This is a genomic window from Pantoea sp. ICBG 1758 (genome assembly GCF_002928325.1).
In the GTDB taxonomy this organism is placed as follows: domain Bacteria; phylum Pseudomonadota; class Gammaproteobacteria; order Enterobacterales; family Enterobacteriaceae; genus Pantoea; species Pantoea eucrina.
On the sequence record NZ_POWL01000005.1, the window covers coordinates 85,520 to 106,520 of the forward strand.

Annotated in this window: 16 protein-coding genes and 1 tRNA gene; 3 read left to right on the forward strand and 14 right to left on the reverse strand. The window is 56.2% G+C overall.

Annotated features, from left to right (window positions below; genetic code table 11):
- Window positions 1-8 precede the first annotated feature (8 nt).
- The 13 genes from bcsB to C1Y41_RS16265 form a co-directional block, all read right to left on the reverse strand.
- Window positions 9-2,459, reverse strand: a complete 2,451-nt coding sequence (bcsB, locus tag C1Y41_RS16205) for a cellulose biosynthesis cyclic di-GMP-binding regulatory protein BcsB (RefSeq protein WP_104085864.1) — start codon at window positions 2,457-2,459, stop codon at window positions 9-11.
- Window positions 2,456-4,561 (reverse strand): UDP-forming cellulose synthase catalytic subunit, encoded by a 2,106-nt coding sequence (gene bcsA / locus C1Y41_RS16210; RefSeq protein ID WP_104085865.1) that lies wholly within the window; start codon window positions 4,559-4,561, stop codon window positions 2,456-2,458. The genes bcsB and bcsA overlap by 4 nt, the downstream gene beginning before the upstream one ends.
- 54 nt (window positions 4,562-4,615) lie before the next feature.
- A complete protein-coding gene (gene bcsQ / locus C1Y41_RS16215) occupies window positions 4,616-5,416 on the reverse strand; it encodes a cellulose biosynthesis protein BcsQ (RefSeq protein ID WP_071668229.1) in 801 nt (266 codons plus the stop codon).
- Entirely contained in the window at window positions 5,407-6,021 is a 615-nt protein-coding gene (gene bcsO, locus C1Y41_RS16220; RefSeq protein ID WP_104085866.1) for a cellulose biosynthesis protein BcsO, read from the reverse strand. The genes bcsQ and bcsO overlap by 10 nt, the downstream gene beginning before the upstream one ends.
- A 474-nt stretch (window positions 6,022-6,495) precedes the next feature.
- On the reverse strand, window positions 6,496-7,506 hold the full coding sequence (gene dppF / locus C1Y41_RS16225; RefSeq protein ID WP_039381655.1) for a dipeptide ABC transporter ATP-binding subunit DppF: 1,011 nt from the start codon (window positions 7,504-7,506) through the stop codon (window positions 6,496-6,498).
- A complete protein-coding gene (dppD, locus tag C1Y41_RS16230; RefSeq protein WP_039381653.1) occupies window positions 7,496-8,482 on the reverse strand; it encodes a dipeptide ABC transporter ATP-binding protein in 987 nt (328 codons plus the stop codon). Before dppD ends, dppF begins: the two co-directional genes overlap by 11 nt.
- Before the next feature lie 12 nt (window positions 8,483-8,494).
- Window positions 8,495-9,397, reverse strand: a complete 903-nt coding sequence (dppC, locus tag C1Y41_RS16235; protein ID WP_039381650.1) for a dipeptide ABC transporter permease DppC — start codon at window positions 9,395-9,397, stop codon at window positions 8,495-8,497.
- A gap of 9 nt (window positions 9,398-9,406) precedes the next feature.
- Window positions 9,407-10,426 (reverse strand): dipeptide ABC transporter permease DppB, encoded by a 1,020-nt coding sequence (gene dppB, locus C1Y41_RS16240; protein ID WP_039381648.1) that lies wholly within the window; start codon window positions 10,424-10,426, stop codon window positions 9,407-9,409.
- A 200-nt stretch (window positions 10,427-10,626) separates the two neighbouring features.
- Complete coding sequence (gene dppA, locus C1Y41_RS16245; protein WP_039381644.1) at window positions 10,627-12,237, reverse strand: dipeptide ABC transporter periplasmic-binding protein DppA; 1,611 nt, start codon at window positions 12,235-12,237, stop codon at window positions 10,627-10,629.
- Between the two features lie 841 nt (window positions 12,238-13,078).
- A tRNA-Pro gene (locus C1Y41_RS16250) sits at window positions 13,079-13,155 on the reverse strand.
- Between the two features lie 121 nt (window positions 13,156-13,276).
- Window positions 13,277-14,968 (reverse strand): kdo(2)-lipid A phosphoethanolamine 7''-transferase, encoded by a 1,692-nt coding sequence (eptB, locus tag C1Y41_RS16255; RefSeq protein ID WP_104085867.1) that lies wholly within the window; start codon window positions 14,966-14,968, stop codon window positions 13,277-13,279.
- Window positions 14,969-15,228: 260 nt separating this feature from the next.
- Window positions 15,229-15,657, reverse strand: a complete 429-nt coding sequence (locus C1Y41_RS16260; protein WP_039381640.1) for an organic hydroperoxide resistance protein — start codon at window positions 15,655-15,657, stop codon at window positions 15,229-15,231.
- Window positions 15,658-15,730: 73 nt separating this feature from the next.
- A complete protein-coding gene (locus C1Y41_RS16265) occupies window positions 15,731-16,195 on the reverse strand; it encodes a MarR family winged helix-turn-helix transcriptional regulator (RefSeq protein ID WP_104085868.1) in 465 nt (154 codons plus the stop codon).
- Between the two features lie 60 nt (window positions 16,196-16,255).
- Here C1Y41_RS16265 and C1Y41_RS16270 point away from each other — a divergent pair, with 60 nt between their 5' ends.
- Window positions 16,256-16,849 (forward strand): HD domain-containing protein, encoded by a 594-nt coding sequence (locus C1Y41_RS16270; RefSeq protein ID WP_104085869.1) that lies wholly within the window; start codon window positions 16,256-16,258, stop codon window positions 16,847-16,849.
- Window positions 16,850-16,890: 41 nt separating this feature from the next.
- Here the strand turns inward: C1Y41_RS16270 and C1Y41_RS16275 are convergent, their stop codons facing one another.
- Complete coding sequence (locus C1Y41_RS16275; protein ID WP_104085870.1) at window positions 16,891-17,187, reverse strand: HTH-type transcriptional regulator; 297 nt, start codon at window positions 17,185-17,187, stop codon at window positions 16,891-16,893.
- Window positions 17,188-17,886: 699 nt separating this feature from the next.
- Between C1Y41_RS16275 and C1Y41_RS16280 the strand changes: the two genes are divergently transcribed.
- Both C1Y41_RS16280 and C1Y41_RS16285 read left to right on the forward strand, forming a co-directional pair.
- The gene (locus C1Y41_RS16280; RefSeq protein ID WP_071668231.1) at window positions 17,887-18,603 is read left to right on the forward strand and encodes a DUF3053 domain-containing protein; all 717 of its coding nucleotides are present in this window, start codon (window positions 17,887-17,889) and stop codon (window positions 18,601-18,603) included.
- 431 nt (window positions 18,604-19,034) lie between these two features.
- Window positions 19,035-20,969: a PTS mannitol transporter subunit IICBA gene (locus C1Y41_RS16285; RefSeq protein ID WP_039381628.1), complete on the forward strand. Its 1,935-nt coding sequence runs from the start codon at window positions 19,035-19,037 to the stop codon at window positions 20,967-20,969.
- The last annotated feature ends 32 nt before the right edge of the window (window positions 20,970-21,001 follow it).

Sequence of the window (21,001 nt, forward strand, 5' to 3'; positions counted from 1 at the left end):
TTTTATCCTTACTTCCTGCCGGACTGACTGTCTGCTTTGGGGTTAAGACGCCGCCATGCGTGACGCTTCAGCATGAGCCAGGCGCTGCTGCCGATCAGCACGGCAACCAGCAGCGCGGCCAGCGCCATCAGCACCGAGTGCTGGTTGGCGTACCAGACCACCATCATGTACCACGGCATTTCACCGCTCGGAAACTGCGGACCAACCCGGAAGCTGCGGATCCCATTTTCATCGGTAATGATGGCGGTATCGCCGCGAATACCGGCGTTGATACGCGCTGAATTGAGATCGTCATGCAGGCGCAGCAGCTGCTGATCGCTGGTTGCCACCGTCATGACCACCAGCCGGTCGGCGCTCCACGGCGAGCGATAGCTGACAAATCCGCGCCACGCCTCATTTGAGGAAAAGTAGCGATCGGCATCCAGCTCCTGGCGATACCAGTCGCCGGTCAGCCAGCCGTGCAGTTTTTCCATCAGGCCAGGCTCGTTAACGCTCAGCGTATTGCCGCTGGTCTGCCACGGCGTGCCGTGCAGCATCTGCTGCGTAAAGGCGCTGTGCTGCATGGTACTGACCGCCAGCACATCACTCTGCTGCAGCCGGCTCAGATTGGTGCCGCCTTCAGGCAGGCCAAACAGTACCTGATTTTGTACCAGCGCCACCCCGGTTGCGTTACCCGCGCGCGCCGCCATATCGAGCAGCGTGGCGATCTCCGCATCACCCGGTTTTTCCGGCAGCAGCAGCGTGGTCTGCGAAAAATCCGCCAGGCGCGTGAACGGGAACGCGGCCCCGACAAAGTAAGAGAGATTCGGCAGCATGGTGAAGTGACGGGTGTGGCTCAGATCGATCCACGAATCCTCTTCGATGCGGCTTTTGATATTGTTGTTAAGCAGTACGCCGCACGGCGCATCCGCTTTGGGCTTGATATTAAAGTAGAGCGCCAGCTGGTTATCACCGTAAATCAGATAGGGCTCCAGCTTCAGGGTGTATTGCTCCTGGCGCGCGTCACCCCCCAGCCGGTGCCAGGCGCTCTCCAGCAGGCCAACTTTGTTAACCGTCAGATTACGCAGGAAAGTCCCGTTGAGGGCGACATTCAGGAACGAATTGTTTTCGTCGATCCAGCTTTCAGTGGGAAAACGGTAGTTCAGGTTTACCGGGATCGTATCGCCATCCCACAAAAACAGATCGGGTGCCGCGCGGAAGTTAACGCGCAGCGCATCGTGCCAGATACCGGTCGTGGTCAGGCTCTGATCTTTGCGCAGCAGTTCACTCAGGCGTACCGGGCGTGAGGTGTTGATCCAGCGCGGGGCATCGTAAGGCTTACGCTGGGCCAGCGGCTGCGGCTGCACAGCAAGCTGGCTGGCATCGGTAGTCAGCGGTTTGGTTGTCAGACGATTCGCCGCCTGACGCAGCTGTGCGTCATCGCTGCCCACAATCAGCAGCAGTTTATAGACCGGATTATCCGGGTTATCGATCACCTGCAGCAGCGGGCCATTGCTGGCCGGCAGCGTCACGATGCCGATTTTGTCGCCCGGATGCCCGACCAGAATACCGTTGCGCTCTGGCAGCGCGCCGCGACTCACCGGAAAGCGAATGCCGCGGTAGTCAGACTGAATACCCATCCACGACGCCACCAGCGCGGCAGCGCTCACCGCATCCGGCGTCACGCTGCTGGCAAAACCAAAGGTGACGCTGGCCGGCGTCATACGCTGCGCATCAATAAACGGGCGCGGGAAGTTACGCAGGCTGGTGCCGATATTCAGCTGCTGGCCCTCCAGGCTCAGCGTGGTTTGCGGCAGAATCGTTACCTGATACTGCTGCGCACTCTCTTTCTCGCACAGCAGCTTATCCGCATCGTTGATTTTAAAGCTGAGATTGTTATCTGACACCACCATGGCAGCCGGGATATCCAGCTGATAGTCGCTGACGTCGCTGTCGCTGGAGCCGAGCGGCAGCGTGCCGAGCGGCTGTCCGTTCAGCATCAGCTGCAGCGACGTATTGCGCGCGGCCAGCGCTGATGAGACGCGCAGCGACAGGTTGAGCCGTGCGTTGGTAACCACCTCATCACCGGGCAGGGTAAAGACAATGCCCGACTGCAGCTGCCCGCCGGTCAGGGTGATACCCTGCTTCTGCCCCATCTGCGACACCGAAATGGTGCTGCTTACCGGCTGGTTGAGGACAGTGCTTCCGGTATCAGCCGCAGGCAACAGAATTGCCGGCGCCTCAGCCTCAGCCGGCGTGGCGGCACTGCTTTCCGGCGCGTCACTACCGCTTTCCGGTGCATAAGGGGCGGCCCCGGCGGCCTGCTGCAGCTGCTGATCGGCCGTGAGCCCTTCCGGCGGCGGCACAGCTGACAGCGCACTGCTGTCCTGCGTGACCGCAGGCTCCTCAGCCTGAACCGGGGTAAGCAGCAGTGCCGTCGCCAGCGAACTGGCGAGCAGCGTTTGCGTTAATCTTTTCATACTGCGCTGTCCTCTTTGGCCACAGGCTGGTCATCACGCTTGCGCTTCTCGCGGCGATCTTTCCAGGTCAGCCAGAACAGCTCAAAAACGGTACGAATAATAGTGCCGATCGACACCAGCGGATTATCCTGCTTGTACTCCGGCTGGATCCACGCATCCGCTCGCGCCAGCACGACGCGCACCAGCTCGCGGCGACGCGCCAGCGGCATCGCGCCAAAGCGCAGACGGATTGTCTCTGCATCGCCGGAAATTTTACTGACCGGGATAGTGATAGTGCCGGACTTCAGCAGCAGATCGATCTCTTCAATCTCATCCATTTCATGCCGGTTGTCAGGCGCATCCAGCTGCGCGCCGCCCATCGAGAGATCGCTGGTGCGGGTACGCGACGAAATCCCGCTGGCGTAGTGGATCACAGCCGGGATCTGCACCTCAATACGAATGGTTTTACGCACCTGCTTGGTTTCGCGCGCCACGGCGATGGCCGCCATCAGAATAATCAGACTGAAAATAGCCCAGCCAACGTTGAGCGCGATAACCCAGGGATCGACCCCGAAATAGTCATGCGCCGTCGCGCGGACCACGCCGGCGACAATACCGATGGAGAGCAGCGTCGCGACAATGACGTGCGGCCGTACGATATGGAAATCAAAGAAGCCCTGATCGAGCAGACCGCCTTTATCCGTTACGTTGAACTTGCCATGTTTCGGCGACAGTAGCGTCAGCAGGGTCGGGATGACCAGATGGAAGCACATCACCGTTTCGTAAATCTCTCCCCAGAAGGTATAGCGGAAGCGGCCATTCATACGGGAGTTAACGTAGAGCGACATCACCAGATGCGGCAGCACATAGGCGAAGATCAGCGACGCCGAAGAGTGGATGATATTCAGGTTAAACAGCAGATAAGCCAGCGGCGCGGTAAGAAACGCCACGCGCGGCAGGCCAAACTGAAAGTGCAGCATGGCGTTGAGGTAGCAGAGGCGCTGCTGCCACTTCAGACCACGGCCAAACAGCGGATTATCCACGCGGAAAATCTGCGTCATGCCGCGCGCCCAGCGGGTACGCTGAATAACGTGCAGGCCGAGGCGCTCGGTTGCCAGACCGGCCGCCAGCGGGATCGCCAGAAACGCTGAGCCCCAGCCGCGACGCTGCATTTTCAGCGCGGTGTGCGCGTCTTCCGTCACGGTCTCAACGGCAAAGCCGCCAATCTCTTCCAGCGCGCTGCGCCGGATAACGGCACAGGAGCCACAGAAAAAGGTCGCATTCCAGTTGTCATTGCCCTGCTGTACCGGACCATAAAACAGCGATCCCTCGTTAGGAATAGAGCGGGCGGCACGCAGGTTGCGCTCGAACGGATCGGGAGAGTAGAAATAGTGCGGCGTCTGCAGCAGGGCCAGCTTCGGATCTTTCAGGAAGGGGCCGACCGTTGCCTGCAGGAACGCGCGCGTGGCGACGTGATCGCAGTCGAATACGCAGATCAGCTCGCCTTTGGTAATGGTCATCGCGTGATTAAGATTGCCCGCTTTGGCGTGCCGGTTGTCATCACGCGTGATATAGCCCACGCCCACGTCAGCGGCGAATACCGCAAACTCGCTGCGCTTGCCGTCATCCAGCAGATAGACTTTGATTTTATCGCGCGGGTAATCGATACACTGCGCCGCCAGCACGGTATCGCGCACCACGTCCAGACTTTCGTTATAGGTCGGTACGTATACATCCACCGTGGGCCACAGACGGGTATCATCCGGCAGCGGTTCAATCGTACGCTTTAAAGGCCAGGTGGTCTGCAGGAACCCGAGAATTAAGATCAGCCAGACGTAAAGTTCAGCCAGATATAAGCCAATGCCGAGAATAGCTTCGATCTCGGAATTAAACTCCAGCGTTTCGGTAGTGCGCCACCAGATATATCGGGTCGACATCAGCGCGGAAAGAATAACCATTACCACGGTTATTTTACGGCTTTTGCTGAAGCCCAGTAAAAACATCATCCCGATGCTGATTAAACCAAAAATATATTGTTTCTGGCTGTCCATAGGCGTGATGATGATTACCGCCGCCACCGGCGCGAGCACCAGCAGCAGCAGGTAAAACCCGAGTTTACTCATGAGTCACCCTGAAAAAGCGTTATAAATTATCTGAGCCGGGCCTGAGCCCGGCTATTAATACTGGCTGCGGATCGGCGCCTGAACTTCACCGTTGCCGACCTGAATACTGAGCAAATTAGCCACGCGCTTTGCCACCAGTTCAATATCGAACGCGGCCGCCGAAGCGGGGCTGAAGTCGTACACTGACTGCTGTGATGCATTCGCTTCCGCCACGCTTTCATCGCGGTGGACAACGCCGAGCAGGCTATCGCCCAGACGCTGCTGCATAAATGATGTGACTTCACGGCTGATATTGCGGCGATTGTCGCTTTGGTTCAGCACAAAATAGTGGCCATGTTTATTATTCAGCGGCTGACCAATCATGCGGTTATTTTCAATTTGCGGCAGCAGAGAGACGGATGCCGTATCCGCAAGCATGACTACTAAATGCATATCGGCAAGTTGCTGCATCGCTTTAAGCGCCGGCCCCGGACCGGGAGGAAAATCGGCCACAATTACCAGGCCGGGATAATTCAGCACGGTATCGAGACCGCGCCGCAAAAAATGGGTGTCGCTGGCAAGCTTGTGCTCAAAGCGTTCACGCTGCTCCTCTGTGACGTCGCCGTAGGGCAGCACAAAAATATTGCCGCCGGTGGTCAGAATCGACTGGCTCCAGTCAGCCTGCTCTTCAGAGCGCGCAACAAAGCCGCGGCCATCCTGCAGCGGGACGCCAAAATGCAGACGCAGCGCATTCTGCACATCAAAATCGATTGCCAGCACCTTGCTGCCGGCGCGCGCCAGACTCCATGCAAGGTTGGCCGCCATGGTGGTCTTCCCTACTCCCCCTTTTGGCGAGCACACACAAACTAACGGCATAACGCAATCTTCTCCAGTAGCGGTTTGAGGAGTGTTTCTTTAGACAATGCAGCGGGTTCAGCCGGACGCGAGCGAAACAGCGTGCTGAAGCGGGCAGAGGCGGGCGGAGCAACAGGCGCTGCTGCGGCCGGCACCGCGCTGGCAGGCGGCTGCGGGGCCGCGGGGCGGGTCACGACCGGCTCAGAAAGCGGAGGCGGAAACAGTGAGCCGGCGCGCTGCCGCTCCACAAGCGCCGCCGCGGGCATCGCTGCCGGCGCGCGCTTCGGCGGCGGCGGCGGAAACAGCGCACTGCTGCCCGGCGCGGCCTCGCGGACCGGCGCGGTGGCCGCCAGGCTGCTGAGCAGCGAGGCGCCCTCCTCTGCCGGAGCACGCGGAGCGGCAGGTATAGCTGGCGCGACAAATGCCTCAGGGCCGGCCGGCTGTGGCTGCGGCAGATCGATACGCTGCCCCTGGCCCAGCTCCGGCGCATCATCTGTGCTCAGCTGGCGCAGAATGGCCCACTGATGATGATCGGCGCTCTGCGCCTGACCCGACATATCTTTGAAATCGATATCAAGCGTCTGCGTTTTTTCTTTGAAACGCTGCAGATCGTCATAATTCTTCATGATCAGTGCCTGTGAAAGCAGAGGGAATTTTTTGGCGAATATAGCACACACATTAAAAGACGGTGAGAAAATTCTGATTATTAAAACCGCATATCTGATAAAGCTGCTTTATCTGTGTTTATAAAAAACCGGATGCTTTACCGGCGGGAGATGCGCGGCGAAAAGAGAGTAATGCATTGCCGTTAACCGAAACGAAAATGCCGCCGAAAAGAAATTAAATATCTGTAAAATAAGGATATTGATGATTTTAGCGTTGCGTAAGCCCAGCGGTTAAGCCGGCAACGCCTGCGCGGTGATTTAAGAATTTGTCTTAGCGCGCTGCGCGGGGAGCCCTGTCGCTGACGGTCAGATAACGTAATGTGATAGATTTCCGGTCCTGTGCCCGGTTAACCTGATAAAGGTTAGCATTGCTGAACTGTTTTCGCTAAAAAAAAGAAAGGCTCCCGCGGGAGCCTTTTTTATCAGTGGCGTTAATCAGGGTGTTTCCAGCGGCTGGTTTTCATCCTGATCGACGGCAAAGCAGGCAACCTGCTGATCGCCATAGCGTTTGAGTTTTGGCTGCAGCTGCACGCAGGTGCCAAAACGGCGCCGGCAGCGCGCGTTGAACGCACAGCCCGGCGGCGGATTGAGCGGGCTGGGCAGCTCACCGGTCAGTTTGATACGCTCGCGCCGCTCATCCGGATTAAGACGCGGCGTGGCGGAAAGCAGCGCCTGCGTATAAGGATGGCGCGGATTGCTGAAGATCGCCTCTTTACTGCCTTTCTCCACGCAGCGCCCGAGGTACATCACCATAACTTCATCGGCGATGTGCTCGACCACTGAGAGGTCGTGCGAAATAAAGACGTAGGAGAGGCCCAGGTCCTGCTGCAGATCCATCATCAGGTTCAGCACCTGCGCGCGTACCGAAACATCGAGCGCTGAAACCGGCTCATCCGCGATCAGGACATCCGGATCCAGCATCAGTCCGCGCGCAATGGCAATACGCTGACGCTGACCGCCGGAGAACATGTGCGGGTAGCGATCGTAATGTTCGGTCTTGAGACCCACTTTCGCCATCATCTCCAGCGTTTTTTCGCGCCGCTCCGCTTTGCTCAGCGCGGTGTTGATAATCAGCGGCTCCTCAAGGATCTGGCTGATTTTTTTACGCGGGTTGAGCGAGCCATAGGGGTTCTGAAAGATGATCTGAATTTTCTGCCGGCGCAGTTTTTGCGCCTGCGGATCGTGCTTCAGCAAATCCTGTCCGTGCCAGTAAAGCTCGCCTTCGGTCGGGGTTTCGATCATGGTCAGCAGACGGCCAAGCGTGGATTTTCCGCAGCCCGACTCACCGACTACCGCCAGCGTTTTACCCCGTTCGAGGTTGAAGGAGACGCCATCCAGCGCCTTCACCAGGCGCTCCTGACCAAACAGGCCTTTCTTCACCGGGTAGTGTTTTTTCAGGTCAATCGCCTGCAGCAGATAATCCTGCTTCGTGTTATCAGGACTCATAGGTCGGTCTCCCGGCATCATCCAGTGGGAAGTGGCATTTAGACTGGCGGCCCGGAATGTCGCGCAGCGCAGGTTCTTCGGTACGGCAGCGATCGGTCACATAGGGGCAGCGCGGATTCAGCAGGCAGCCAGAGGGCCGGTCATATTTGCCCGGCACCACGCCCGGCAGCGATGCCAGCCGCGCCTTGTCTGCCGCAAACTCCGGCAGCGCCCGCAGCAGCGCCTGCGTATAGGGATGACGCGGCGCCCTGAAGATATCCACGGCTTTGCCGCTCTCCACCACCTGGCCGGCATACATCACAATAATGTGCTGCGCCGCTTCGGCAACCAGCGCCAGATCGTGGGTGATGAGGATCAGTGCCATGTTCTCCTGCTTCTGCAGCGCCAGCAGCAGTTCGATGATCTGCGCCTGAATGGTGACATCCAGCGCCGTGGTTGGCTCATCGGCAATCAGCAGCTTAGGCTTGCAGGCAATCGCCATGGCGATCATCACGCGCTGGCTCATGCCGCCCGACAGCTGGTGCGGATAGACATCAAGCCGCGAAGCCGGATCGGGAATACCCACCTGCTCCAGCAGATCGATAGCGCGCTGGCGGCGGGTGCGTTTACTGCCGCCCTGGTGCACCTTGAGCGCTTCCATAATCTGGAAACCCACGGTATAGCAGGGATTGAGGCTGGTCATCGGATCCTGAAAAATCATCGCCACTTCTGCGCCAACCAGCTGCCGGCGCTCTTTTTCAGAAATCTTCTGCAAATCGCGCTGGTTAAACTCCAGCTTCTCAGCCATGACGCGGCCAGGAAAATCGATCAGACCCATAATCGCCAGCGAACTGACTGATTTACCGGAGCCCGACTCACCGACAATCCCTACGACCTGGCCCTGCTCGACCTGATAACTGATGCGGTCAACCGCACGGAACGGTGTTTTTTCGTCGCCGAAATGCACCGATAACTTCTCTACATTTAATAACGCCATCTCGGTGCCTCTTTACTGCTTGAGTTTCGGGTCGAGTGCATCACGCAAACCATCGCCCATGAGGTTGAATGCCAGAACCGTCAGCAGGATGACCACTCCGGGGAAGGTCACTACCCACCAGGCACTTTGCGCATACTGCAGAACGTCAGAGAGCATGGTGCCCCACTCCGGCGTCGGCGGCTGCGCCCCCATTCCGAGAAAGCCCAGCGCCGCCATGTCGAGGATGGCGTTGGAGAAACCGAGCGATGCCTGCACAATCAGCGGAGCCAGGCAGTTTGGCAGAATATTGATGAACATCTGACGCAGCGTTCCCGCACCTGCCACGCCGGAAGCGGTGACATAATCGCGGTTAACCTCCACCAGTACCGCCGCGCGCGTCAGGCGAATGTAGTGCGGCAGCGCCACAAACGTCAGCGCCAGCGAAGCGTTGACGATGGAGGGGCCAAAGATGGCTACCAGCACCAGCGCCAGCAGCAGGCTGGGCAGCGCCAGCATGATATCGACCAGACGCATAATAGTGGCATCCACCACGCCACCGAGGTAGCCCGCCATCAGGCCAAAAATCACGCCAAAAATCAGTGACAGTACCACGACCAGGCAGCCTACCAGCAGCGACAGGCGCGCCCCGAACATCAGGCGTGACAAAATATCGCGGCCCACATCATCGGTGCCGAGGATATAACTCCAGCTGCCGCCCTCCTGCCATACCGGCGGATGCAGCAGCGCATCGCGGAACTGCTCTGCCGGACCGTGCGGTGCCAGAAAATCGGCAAAAATTGCAATCAGCAGCATCAGCGTGATGTAGACCAGGCCGATGACTGCGCCCTTATTACGTTTAAAATAGTGCCAGAATTCCTGAAACGGGGTCATCGGCTTTGGTGCGGCAGTTACGCGCGCGGGTTCAACAGCAGACATAGCTCCCCCTTATTTCTTATGTCGGATGCGCGGGTTAACCACGCCATACAGCAGATCAACCAGCAGGTTGACCAGAATGATCAGGATGGCAACCAGCAGCACGCCGCCCTGCACTACCGGATAGTCGCGGCGCTGCAGCGCTTCAATCAGCCAGCGGCCCAGACCCGGCCATGAGAAGATAGTCTCGGTCAGAATCGCACCGGCCAGCAGCGTACCGACCTGCAGACCGATAACGGTAACCACCGGCAGCATCGCATTACGCAGCGCATGCACGACAATAACCCGCATGCGCGTCAGCCCTTTGGCGCGGGCGGTGCGGATATAATCCTCGCCCAGCACCTCCAGCATGGAGGAGCGCGTCATACGCACAATCACCGCCAGCGGAATGGTGCCCAGCACAATCGCCGGCAGGATCATATGCATGACCGCATCTTTGAAGTCGCCCTCTTCCCCCCACAGGAGCGTATCGATCAGCATAAAGCCGGTCAGGGGATGGCTGTCGTCAAGGAAGATGGTATCGCTGACCCGGCCAGAGACCGGCGTCAGGTTGAGCTGCACCGATACCAGCATAATCAGCATGATCCCCCACCAGAAGATCGGCATGGAGTAGCCGGTCAGGGAGATCCCCACGGCGGTATGATCGAAAACCGATCCGCGCTTTACGGCGGCCAGTACGCCCACCGGAATACCCACGGCGATAGCAAACAGCATGGCACAGATGCCCAGCTCCAGCGTCGCCTGGAAGCGCGGGACAAACTCATCCCACACCGGAATGCGGCTCTTCAGAGAGATACCGAGATCGCCGTGCAGCACCCCGTTGATATAGGTGATGTACTGCTTCCACATCGGCTGGTCGAGGCCAAACTGCGCCATCAGCTGTGCGTGACGCTCCGGGGAGATACCGCGTTCGCCCGCCATGATCAGCACCGGGTCGCCGGGGATCAGATGAACAAACGCAAAGGTCAGTAGGGTAATACCGATAAACGTCGGGATGACAAGGCCCAGACGTCGGAGTATGAATTGCAGCATAAGCCGGATTCTCAGTCATTCTCCCGCAGCGGAAAGTCGTCGCGGGACTACATTGCTCATAACGCGCGGTCGGCAAAGCCGGACGCGATGCAGGCAGCGCTTCAGTAAAAGTATTTGCCGGAAAAAAGTACGGGACACGGATGGCGAAGAGCGCATCCGAGGGCCAGCAGGCTGGCCCTCACCGTGATAATCCGAAAGGGTTATTCCTGAATATCGACGTTTTCGAAGTGATGCTTACCTAACGGATCAACCACATAGCCGCTCACTTTCTTGCTGACAGGCTCATAGACGGTCGAGTGTGCAATGATCAGTGCCGGAGCCTGATCGTGCATAACAACCTGCGCCTGCTTGTAGAGCGCAATACGTTTATTGTGATCGGCTTCCGCACGGGCCGGCTGGATCAGATCTTCAAACGGCTTGTAGCACCAGCGGGAGTAGTTGGAGCCATCTTTTGCCGCTGCACAGCTGAACAGGGTGGCAAAGAAGTTATCCGGATCGCCATTGTCGCCGGTCCAGCCCATCATCACCGTCTGGTGTTCACCTGCTTTGGCGCGCTTGAGATATTCGCCCCACTCATAGGTAACAATTTTGGCTTTTACGCCAATTTTCGCCCAGTCCGCCTGAACCATCTCCGCCATGCGGCGCGCGTTCGGGTTGTATGGACGCTGCACCGGCATTGCCCAGAGATCGATAGAGAAGCCATCCGCCATGCCTGCTTCTTTCAGCAGCGCTTTGGCTTTTTCCGGATCGTAGGCGTAATCTTTGATCTCGTCGTTATAGCCCCACATGGTTGGCGGGATCAGGTTTTTCGCTGCCTGCCCTGCTCCCTGATAGACCGCATCGATGATCGCCTGCTTGTTGACCGCCATGGTCAGTGCCTGACGCACTTTGGCGTTATCCAGCGGCTTTTTCTCTGTGTTAAATGAGAGATAACCCACGTTCAGGCCAGGCTGCTCCATCAGATTGATTTTGCTGTCTTTCTTCATGCTGGCGATGTCAGCCGGGTTTGGATAAGGCATCACCTGGCACTCGCCCTTCTGCAGCTTGGCGTAGCGCACTGACGCATCTGGCGTAATAGAGAAGACCAGACGATCGATTTTTGGTTTAGTGCCCCAGAAGTCCGGGTTCGCTTTGTAGAGAATGCGTGAATCTTTCTGATACTGCTGCAGTACAAACGGGCCGGTGCCGACCGGATTCAGATCGAGTTTTTCCGGCGTGCCTGCTTTCAGCATGTTATCCGCATACTCTTTAGAAAGAATAGAGGCGAAGTCCATACCGAGGTCAGCGAGGAAAGGCGCTTCAGGACGGGTCAGGGTAAAACGCACGGTGTGATCGTCAACTTTTTCAATTTTGCCGATCAGCTTCGGCATATCCATGCCTTCAAAATATTCGTAACTGCCGCCAGAGACGCCGTGGAATTTATTGTTTTTATCGAGCTGGCGCTCAAATGAAAACACCACGTCATCGGCGTTAAATTCACGCGTTGGTTTGAAATCTTTCGTGCTCTGCCACTTCACGCCCTGGCGCAGGTGGAAAGTGTAGGTTTTGCCATCTTCGCTGACATCCCACTTTTCAGCCAGGCCTGGCTGCAGTTCAGTGGTGCCGGTTTTAAACTCAACCAGACGGTTATAAATCGGGACCGAGCTGGCGTCATAGGTGGTGCCAGAGGTAAAGAGCTGCGGGTTGAAACCTTCCGGCGAGCCTTCTGAACAGTAGACAAGGGTCTTCGCCTGAACACCGGCAGCGACGGTCATCGCAATCAGGCTGAGACCGGCCTTCAGCATCCTGGATTTAGCCCGGGAGTTCATCATGTTTTGCTCCATTGTGATGTGATGTTGTGTGCATCGCCCGTCCTCTGATTTTTTTATGCGGTACGGGCAGGTCTGACAGCGACCAGAATGTGAGCGGTTATTGTTATTGCCCTGGCGGGATACACCAGCCAGATGCGTCCGTCTCTACATCTTACTGAGGCATCAATTTGTCAACAGTTGCAACGAACGTCAATACAACGTGGGGTTATTTACACAGAGTGTGAGTAAGTGCAAGCAACGATAAAAAAGAGCACTGGAGAGAGAAACCGATATATAAGGCGGTGAAAAAGCGTTCGATACCGCTGGATTATCTGGCGCTTGCGTCAAATAACAGTGATTATCACCGCTAAAAAACATTTTAAAATTGTCGATAAACGTCGAATATCTGAACGATTCCCCGTGCGTTATGACGTTCGGGTAGCGAAATATGCTGGCGTAATGGCATAAGAAATCAGCAAAAAGCAAAAGCCGGTCATAAGCAGAATGTGTCGCGAATTAAGAGAGGTGCTTTGATGCAGCAAGTGATGAAGAGCGGTGTTGAGGAATAATAAGGTTTATCCCGGTGATGATTAATGGAACGCGTAAATTGATGACTTTGCTTGATCGCTGCCAGGATGTGAGTCTGGTTCAGGGAAGGCCAGTAAATCCTCAGTCATCACCGAAGCCGGATAAAGGGTGAAATGCGGGGCCGTGGAGTAAAGCGTCACACGCCATGGATGGCGTGTGACGGGCGATCAGGGACGGACCTCGTCTTTACGGAGCGGTCGCGGATTTCACCCTGAGAGTGCAAATACGACAGACGAAAAAAACCTGCTTTTTGCAAAGCAGGTTTCTTAAATGATGGTCGGCGAGAGAGGATTCGAACCTCCGACCCACTGGTCCCAAACCAGTTGCGCTACCAAGCTGCGCTACTCGCCGATGGGGGCGAATATTACTGCTGCGCCTTTACAGCGTCAATCCCTTTTCCCTTTAAAGCTGCCTGATTGCCTGAAAAGCAGGCAACCGCGCCGGGAAGGCGATCTCAGCGCGGGCATACCGGTCAGAGATTGCTCGGTGCTTTAGCGGCGGGAGCCTGACACCAGTTGTTTGCCGGATTGATACCGCCATTGGGTGAGGTGTAGCCCAGACAGCCCAGTATGGTATCAAACAGCTCAACGTGACGATGCGTTTTACCGACACGCTGCTGCGCCTGCAGTCGCTCAAAGTTGCTGCGGTTCACCGGATCGTCCAGATATTTATCGGACGCCCAGACCATCATCGGCACGCGGAACTGCTCAGGCGGCGCCATCTCACGTGGGGTGCCGTGCAGGTGCATATTTTCGCTGATCGACTCGCCGTGGTCCGCCGCATAGAACACCAGCGCTTTTTTATCACGCAGCTGATCCAGTACGCTGTCGAGCATCGAGTCCACATACAAAACAGAGTTGTCATAAGCGTTGATCAACTGCGCCTTGCTGCAGGTGTCATCCACGCCCATGCACTCAGGCTGATAACGCGCGAAGCTGCGGGGATAGCGCTGCGAGTAAAGATAGTGTGAGCCTTTGGTATGCAGCACCACCAGATGTTTGCCTTTCGGGAAACGCTGCAGGGAAGCCTGCAGTTCCGGCACCAGCAGCATGTCGTCTACCGCTTTACCCTGATTACGCTTTTCAGAGCCGATCTGCTCGCGGAAAGAGAAGTTATTCACATCGGCATTGTCATAGAACCAGACCTCGCTCTGCATGGCGAACAGCTCAGAGGTAAAACCCAGCTCTTTCATGACGGCAAATATGTTCTGCTCTTTCAGAGTACGGCCCGGATTATCCATGGTGCCGCCTTCGCGAACAAACATGCAGCGCAGCGAGAGCTTGGTTGCGGTGTCGCAGGACTCACCGCGGAACGCCACCAGGTTTTTCTCTTTGGAGAGCTTTGGTGTGGTATCGCGATCGTAGCCCAGCATCCCCATATGATCCCAGCGCGTGGTTTCACCGATAACAAACACGACGTAAGTGTCATCAATGCCTGCCGGTGCCACATAGGTAAAGTTTTTCGCCGGATCGAACAGCGCTTCGCTGTCCAGCTTTTCATCCACTTTAGTCCAGGTAAACAGCCCCAGAGCAGCAATCCAGTTAGAAGGCAGATAAGAGTGTGCCACTACCCCGCCATAGCTGGGCAGATCGATATTCGTGATCTCTTCCTGCGTTTTCTGCAGTTTGTCAAAATAGCGGATCGGCAGCCATACCAGCGCCACGCTCAGCAGCATAATGGCTACCGGTTTCAGGCGCTGTCCCGGTGTTTTTAGCTGCTCAATCAGCGTCATACGCAGCCGGTTGCGCCAGATCAGCAGCAGCGGCAGTGCGCTGACCAGCACCATCCAGACAATAAAATGCAGGCCGATCACTTCTTTAGAGAGATCGATGTCGGTTGTCATAACCGAAGCCACAATGCCGTAGCCAATCACGACATTAAAGAAGGTCATGTAATATGCCGCGGCCACGGAAATCACTACCAGCAGACTGGCCAGCACGCGGTAAGCCCATTTTCCACCCAGCGAGAGCAGGCGCATCAGGAAAAAGGTAAGTAAAACAGCGGCCGTGACTTCAGCAACAGCAGAAAGCCAGTCGGACGGGGTTGATTTGGTTAAGAAGCCGTCAAAGCGGCGGTAAAAAATTGGCAGGTTTAGCAGGATGCCAAGATAAAGTGCGAGCAGCAGAGAAAGCTTCTGCTGAGTTAAACTTTTGATATAATTCATTTAAATTTTCTGTTCCCGACCCGGTGTCGATTTATCACCGTTCCTGTGACTCTGTTCAGACAGCAAGGTTCGCTTTGAGAATGGAAAAGCGTGACGTATCGAGCAGGATCGGGACGAATCTGAACCGAAAATAACTGCGATGCCGTGTTAAGCGCAGCAGTAGAACATTTAACCAATGGTAAGACCAGATTTTTTTGTGCGGGCTAAAAGCGGGTGAATAAAAAAGGCTCCCGCAGGAGCCCGGTTAACCGCGTGCGTGCTTAATTAATGATATTCAGCGTCACGTCGATATTGCCGCGGGTGGCATTAGAGTAAGGGCACACGATGTGTGCAGCATCGACCAGCTTTTGGGCTTCTGCAGCATCCATCTCCGGCAGGTGGATATTCAGCGTAGCTTCAATACCAAAACCGGTCGGAATCGGGCCGATGCCAACTTCACCTTCAATCCACGCCTCTTTTGGCATCGCGATTTTGTCGCGACCGGCAACAAATTTCATGGCGCCGAGGAAACAGGCTGAATAGCCTGCAGCAAACAGCTGCTCCGGATTAGTCGCCTCGCCACCGGCTCCGCCCATCTCTTTTGGCACGCCCAGCTTAACGTCCAGGACGTTGTCAGAAGAGGTTGCACGTCCGTCACGGCCACCGGTTGCTTTTGCTTTAGCTGTATAAACCACTTTGTCTAAAGACATACTTTATCTCCGTTCGCTATATAATAACGCGCTACTTATCCGCGCCGATGTAAATGCTTTTTTATCCGCGCAGTCAGCCTGCGCGGTTCAGATTGGTGCGCAGCATATCAAGCTGCTCTTTCAGCGCTGCCATCGTCCCGGTGTCACAGGCCGTCGCACACTGCACCGCTTCCGGAATCGCAGCGGCGCGCGCCTGTAGCTCGCGCCCCTCATCGGTCAGCGTCACCACGACCTGCCGTTCATCCTGGCGTGAACGCTGCCGGCGCACCAGCCCGGCTGTTTCCAGCCGCTTAAGCAGCGGCGTCAGCGTCGCGGAGTCAAGAAACAGCTGTTCGCCAATCTCTGACACCGTGACATCATCCTGCACCCAGAGCACCAGCATCACCAGGTATTGCGGATAGGTGATATTGAGTGCCGCCAGCTGCTGACGATAGACCTTATGCATGGCCAGATTCGCCGAGTAGAGCGCGAAACAGAGATGCTGATCAACCTGGAGTGGCGGCCGCTTCACTTTTTTGCCATCTTGATTACTCTTCATGCAAATTAATATAGATAGCGCGCTAGATAATTGCAAGCTACTTTTCACGGGAGAGTGAAGATGCAGGATTCACTGGAGGAGCAGGCGCGTCGTTTTGCTACTGAACTTCATGCAGCCACAGGCCAGCGACGTAAATACACCGATGAGCCCTATATCGTTCACCCGCAGGCAGTGGCTGAACTGGTGCGCAGCGTAACCGATGATGAAGAGATGCTGGCAGCTGCCTGGCTGCACGATACGGTAGAAGACACATCCAGCACGCTACAGGATATTGAACAGCAGTTTGGCCAGCGCGTAGCCGGCCTGGTCGCGATGCTGACTGATAGCGCCCAGCCGCAGGCCAGAAACCGCGCGGCGCGCAAACTGGCACACTTCCGGCATACGGCGGACGCCTCACCCGAAGCGCAGACGATCAAGCTGGCAGATATTATCGATAATACCCGCGCGATAGTGCAGTTTGACCCGGATTTTGCGCGCGTTTATCTGATTGAGAAGCAGGTGCAGATTCAGCTACTGCTGCAGGGCGATAAACAGCTCTGGCAGCAGGCGCATCAGAATATCAAACAGGGATTGCAGCAACTGTCGCAGCCCCCCTATAACGTTCCGGAAAGCTGGTTCGCCCGTCAGGCGGCTAAATTTGAAGCGCTGAAATAAAAAACCCGCCGTGCAGGCGGGTTCGGAGAACCGATAATTGGTTACTCAAGCAGCTGCCGTCCCAGATAGGGATTCGCCTGCAGCAGCTTCATCAATTTGCGTGCCGTAGCGGAGGGGCGCGTGCGCTGCGCTTCCCAGCTTTTTACTGATGAGACGCTCACCCCCATCACGCGGGCGAACTCATCCACCTGCATGCCGGTCATCTCACGTAAACGCTGTGGCTCGGGAACTGACACCGTGTTGAGTGCAATATCTGATACGGAAGGCTTAGCATCACGTGTCAAAACAATTTGCTCAAGACTGCTGAGTAATTCAATCATTGGATCTTTTAATTCCATAGAGAACTCCTTAAAACTCACTATGAAGCACGTGAAAGTAGAGAGGTAAGCATCAAATGATGCTGAAACCAGGCTTTATCAGGCTGCATCCCGCAGCGGTTTGGACGTTAGAGTTATAAAACCGTTACGGGACACAGCCTGCTGGGCACTGCGAACATGTCAGCGCAATGCAACAATTGCCGGGTTTCTTAGTATGGGTCAGAATCCAGGAATTGCTGTCTGTTTTTTGATTATTTTTTCATCTTGCTTATGGCTAAAACCTGCAGTAACGCTTAAGTGCCTGTCAGGTAAAAAGTTGCTGTCTGTCACACTCTGCCTCCTGTCCTGAATGAAGCAAAAATAGCGCCAGATCCGCATTTCGCATCCTGCGGACGTTTCGCACCGCCGCTGCGGCATTTTTGTTCGCATTGTGCTCAATAATAGAGCGGAGATGCACCAGTCTGATGCATATTAAAGGAAAGGTTATGAGTTATGCCGCCTCTGCTGCGTGCACTCCTTCGCCTGCTACGCTGGTCAGGGGCTGAAATGGGGCAGCGGTCTGCCACATCGTTGACTATTGCTGTGCCACACGGGCGCGCTGACCGGAGAGCATCACACTGCACGCCTTCGGTCATTGTGCACGCCAGGCCATTGCACTATTCTTTAGGACCATTCTCAGCGATTCACATATTGCCATTTTGTCACGACAGGAGTTGAAACATGGCGTCAGGAACTTCCCGCATCTGGATGCGTACCGGCATGCTGCTCGCCAGCGCGCTGGTCATATTGCAACTCACCGCCTGCGGTGACAAAGAGGGCGATCAGCGTAAGGCGTTTAACGATTTTCTGCAAAATACCGTGATGCGCAGCGGTGAACATCTGCCGGCACTGAGTGAAAACCAGAAGCAGACCTTCGGTAACTACGCCAGTGACTATGCCATTCTGTATGGCTTTTCTCAGCAGGTGAGTCAGGCCACGGAACAGGGTATGCGTCCGGTCGTGGATGAGCTGGCAGCGATTCGCGTTCCGCAGGATTATCTGACCCGCCGCGATACCCTGCGTCAGGTGAGCGGCAATCTCAGCGTTCTGACGCAGCAGATCCAGAGCGCGAAAATGCAGGCTGACAGCAGCAAGGCGACGCTTAAACAGCCCGACGACCTGAAAAAGTCGTATGACGCAGCCTATGCAAAAGTGGTTACACAGCCGGCAGGCACGCTGATCCCGCTGCTGCCTAAGCTGCAGGCGCTGAGCCAGAGCGCTGTACAGACCGGAGACTATCTGCAATCGCAGGGAACACGCGTCACTTTTAATGATGGTGGCGTACAGTTCCCGACGCAGGATCAGGCGACCCGGTACAATGCGCTGATGAGTGAGCTGTCTGCAAATGCGCAGGCGCTGACGCAGGCGCAAAATGCAGTACAGGGTTCCTGGCAATAACGCCGGTTACGGGCAGTATTACCACTGCCCGGTTCTCGCTGCGCTTCGCTTTATAACGGCCTGCCGCTTTACCTACCCGCCTGTGATCTGGCGCAATTATGACCAGAAATTCTTTGTGACGCTAATCACACTTCCGCAATAAACCCGCACTACCAAAGAGTGAGGCTTATCACATAAAACCCGCTTTTTTGCTGAATTTTTCGGCGCCGCTGCTTTTTTATCCTGTCTTTGTGTGACAAGAGTCACATTAACCCCCCCTGTTCACCCCGATTTTGCGTGATATGGATCACACTAATTCCGGACGCTACGCACGCTCCTGAACAAGTGCTAGAGTCCGCCTGCATACAGTAATGCCACGGCCCCCGCCGTAACGTCTCAACAAAAACAAATGCGCGCTCTTATTGCAGCGCGTCTCAATAAGGGGTGGGTTTATGTCCTCATCAGTCAAGGTCAGAGTGCAGAGCTTTGGTCGCTTTCTGAGTAATATGGTGATGCCTAACATCGGTGCGTTTATCGCATGGGGTATCATCACCGCGCTGTTTATTCCAACCGGATGGATCCCGAACGAAACGCTGGCGAAACTCGTCGGTCCGATGATCACCTATCTGCTGCCGCTGCTGATTGGCTTCACCGGTGGCCGTCTGGTCGGCGGCGATCGCGGTGGCGTGGTCGGTGCCATTACGACAATGGGCGTCATTGTCGGTGCCGATATGCCGATGTTCCTCGGTGCGATGCTTGCCGGACCGCTGGGCGGCTGGGCAATCCGCGCGTTTGACCGGGCCGTTGACGGCAAGATCAAAAGCGGTTTCGAGATGCTGGTGAATAACTTCTCCGCCGGCATCATCGGTATGCTGCTGGCGCTGCTGGCGTTCCTGGCTATTGGTCCGCTGGTGCAGGGGCTGTCGCACATTCTCGCCGCCGGGGTTAACCTGATGGTGCAGAACAACCTGCTGCCGCTGACCTCTATTTTCGTTGAGCCGGCGAAAATCCTGTTCCTTAACAACGCCATCAACCACGGCATTTTCTCGCCGCTGGGTATTCAGCAGGCGAGCGAAGCGGGTAAATCGATCTTCTTCCTGATCGAAGCTAACCCGGGCCCGGGCATGGGCGTGCTGGTCGCTTATATGATCTTTGGTCGCGGCAGCGCCAAACAGTCAGCGGGCGGCGCCGCCATTATCCACTTCCTCGGCGGCATCCATGAGATTTACTTCCCGTATGTGCTGATGGCGCCGCGCCTGCTGCTGGCGGTGATCCTGGGCGGTATGACCGGCGTATTTACGCTGACGCTGCTGAATGGCGGTCTGGTCTCTCCGGCGTCACCGGGTTCTATCCTGGCCGTGCTGGCAATGACGCCAAAAGGCGCCTATTTTGCTAACGTTGCCGCTATCGTAGCCGCTTTTGCCGTCTCTTTTGTTGTCTCTTCTATCCTGCTGAAAACCAGCAAAGTGAAAGAAGACGAAGATATTGAAGCGGCGACCCAGCGTATGCGCGACATGAAAGCGCAGTCTAAAGGCCAGCCGGCGGCAGGCGCGCCGGTAGTAGCTGACGCTCACAGCGTAGACGTGAGCCACGTGCGTAAAATCATCGTTGCCTGTGACGCCGGTATGGGTTCCAGCGCCATGGGTGCCGGCGTGCTGCGCAAAAAAGTGCAGGATGCGGGCCTCACGAATGTGTCGGTGACGAACAGCGCTATTAATGCGCTGCCGGGTGACGTTGACCTGGTGATCACACACCGCGATCTTACGGAACGGGCGATGCGTCAGGCACCGCAGGCGCAGCATATCTCGCTGAATAATTTCCTTGATAGCGCGCTCTACACCAACCTGACCGAGCGACTGGTCACGGTAAACCGCAGCGTGGCGCATCGCGAAACGGTGCAGTCAACGCTGGCAGACAGCTTTGATAACGAGAATACGCACCTGTTTAAGCTCGGGACGGATAACGTATTCCTCGATCTGAGCGCCAGCAACAAAGAACAGGCGATCCGCTTTGCCGGTGAGCAGCTGGTAAAAGGTGGCTATGTCCAGCCAGAGTACGTTGAGGCGATGCTGGCCCGTGAAAAGCTGACGCCAACCTATCTGGGTGAGTCGATTGCGGTTCCGCACGGAACGGTAGAAGCGAAAGATCGCGTGCTGAAAACAGGCGTGGTGTTCTGTCAGTATCCGGCAGGCGTACAGTTTGGCGATGAGCCGGATGAGGTGGCGCGCCTGGTGATCGGGATTGCGGCCCGCAACAATGAGCACATTCAGGTGATCACCAGCCTGACCAACGCGCTGGATGATGATAGCGTGATTGAACGACTGGCGCAGACCCGCAGCGTGCAGGAAGTGCTGGATCTGCTCTCAGGCAGCAGCGTCAAAGCGTAATCAGTCAGCAGTTTTTTCCCCGGGGCGGGCAG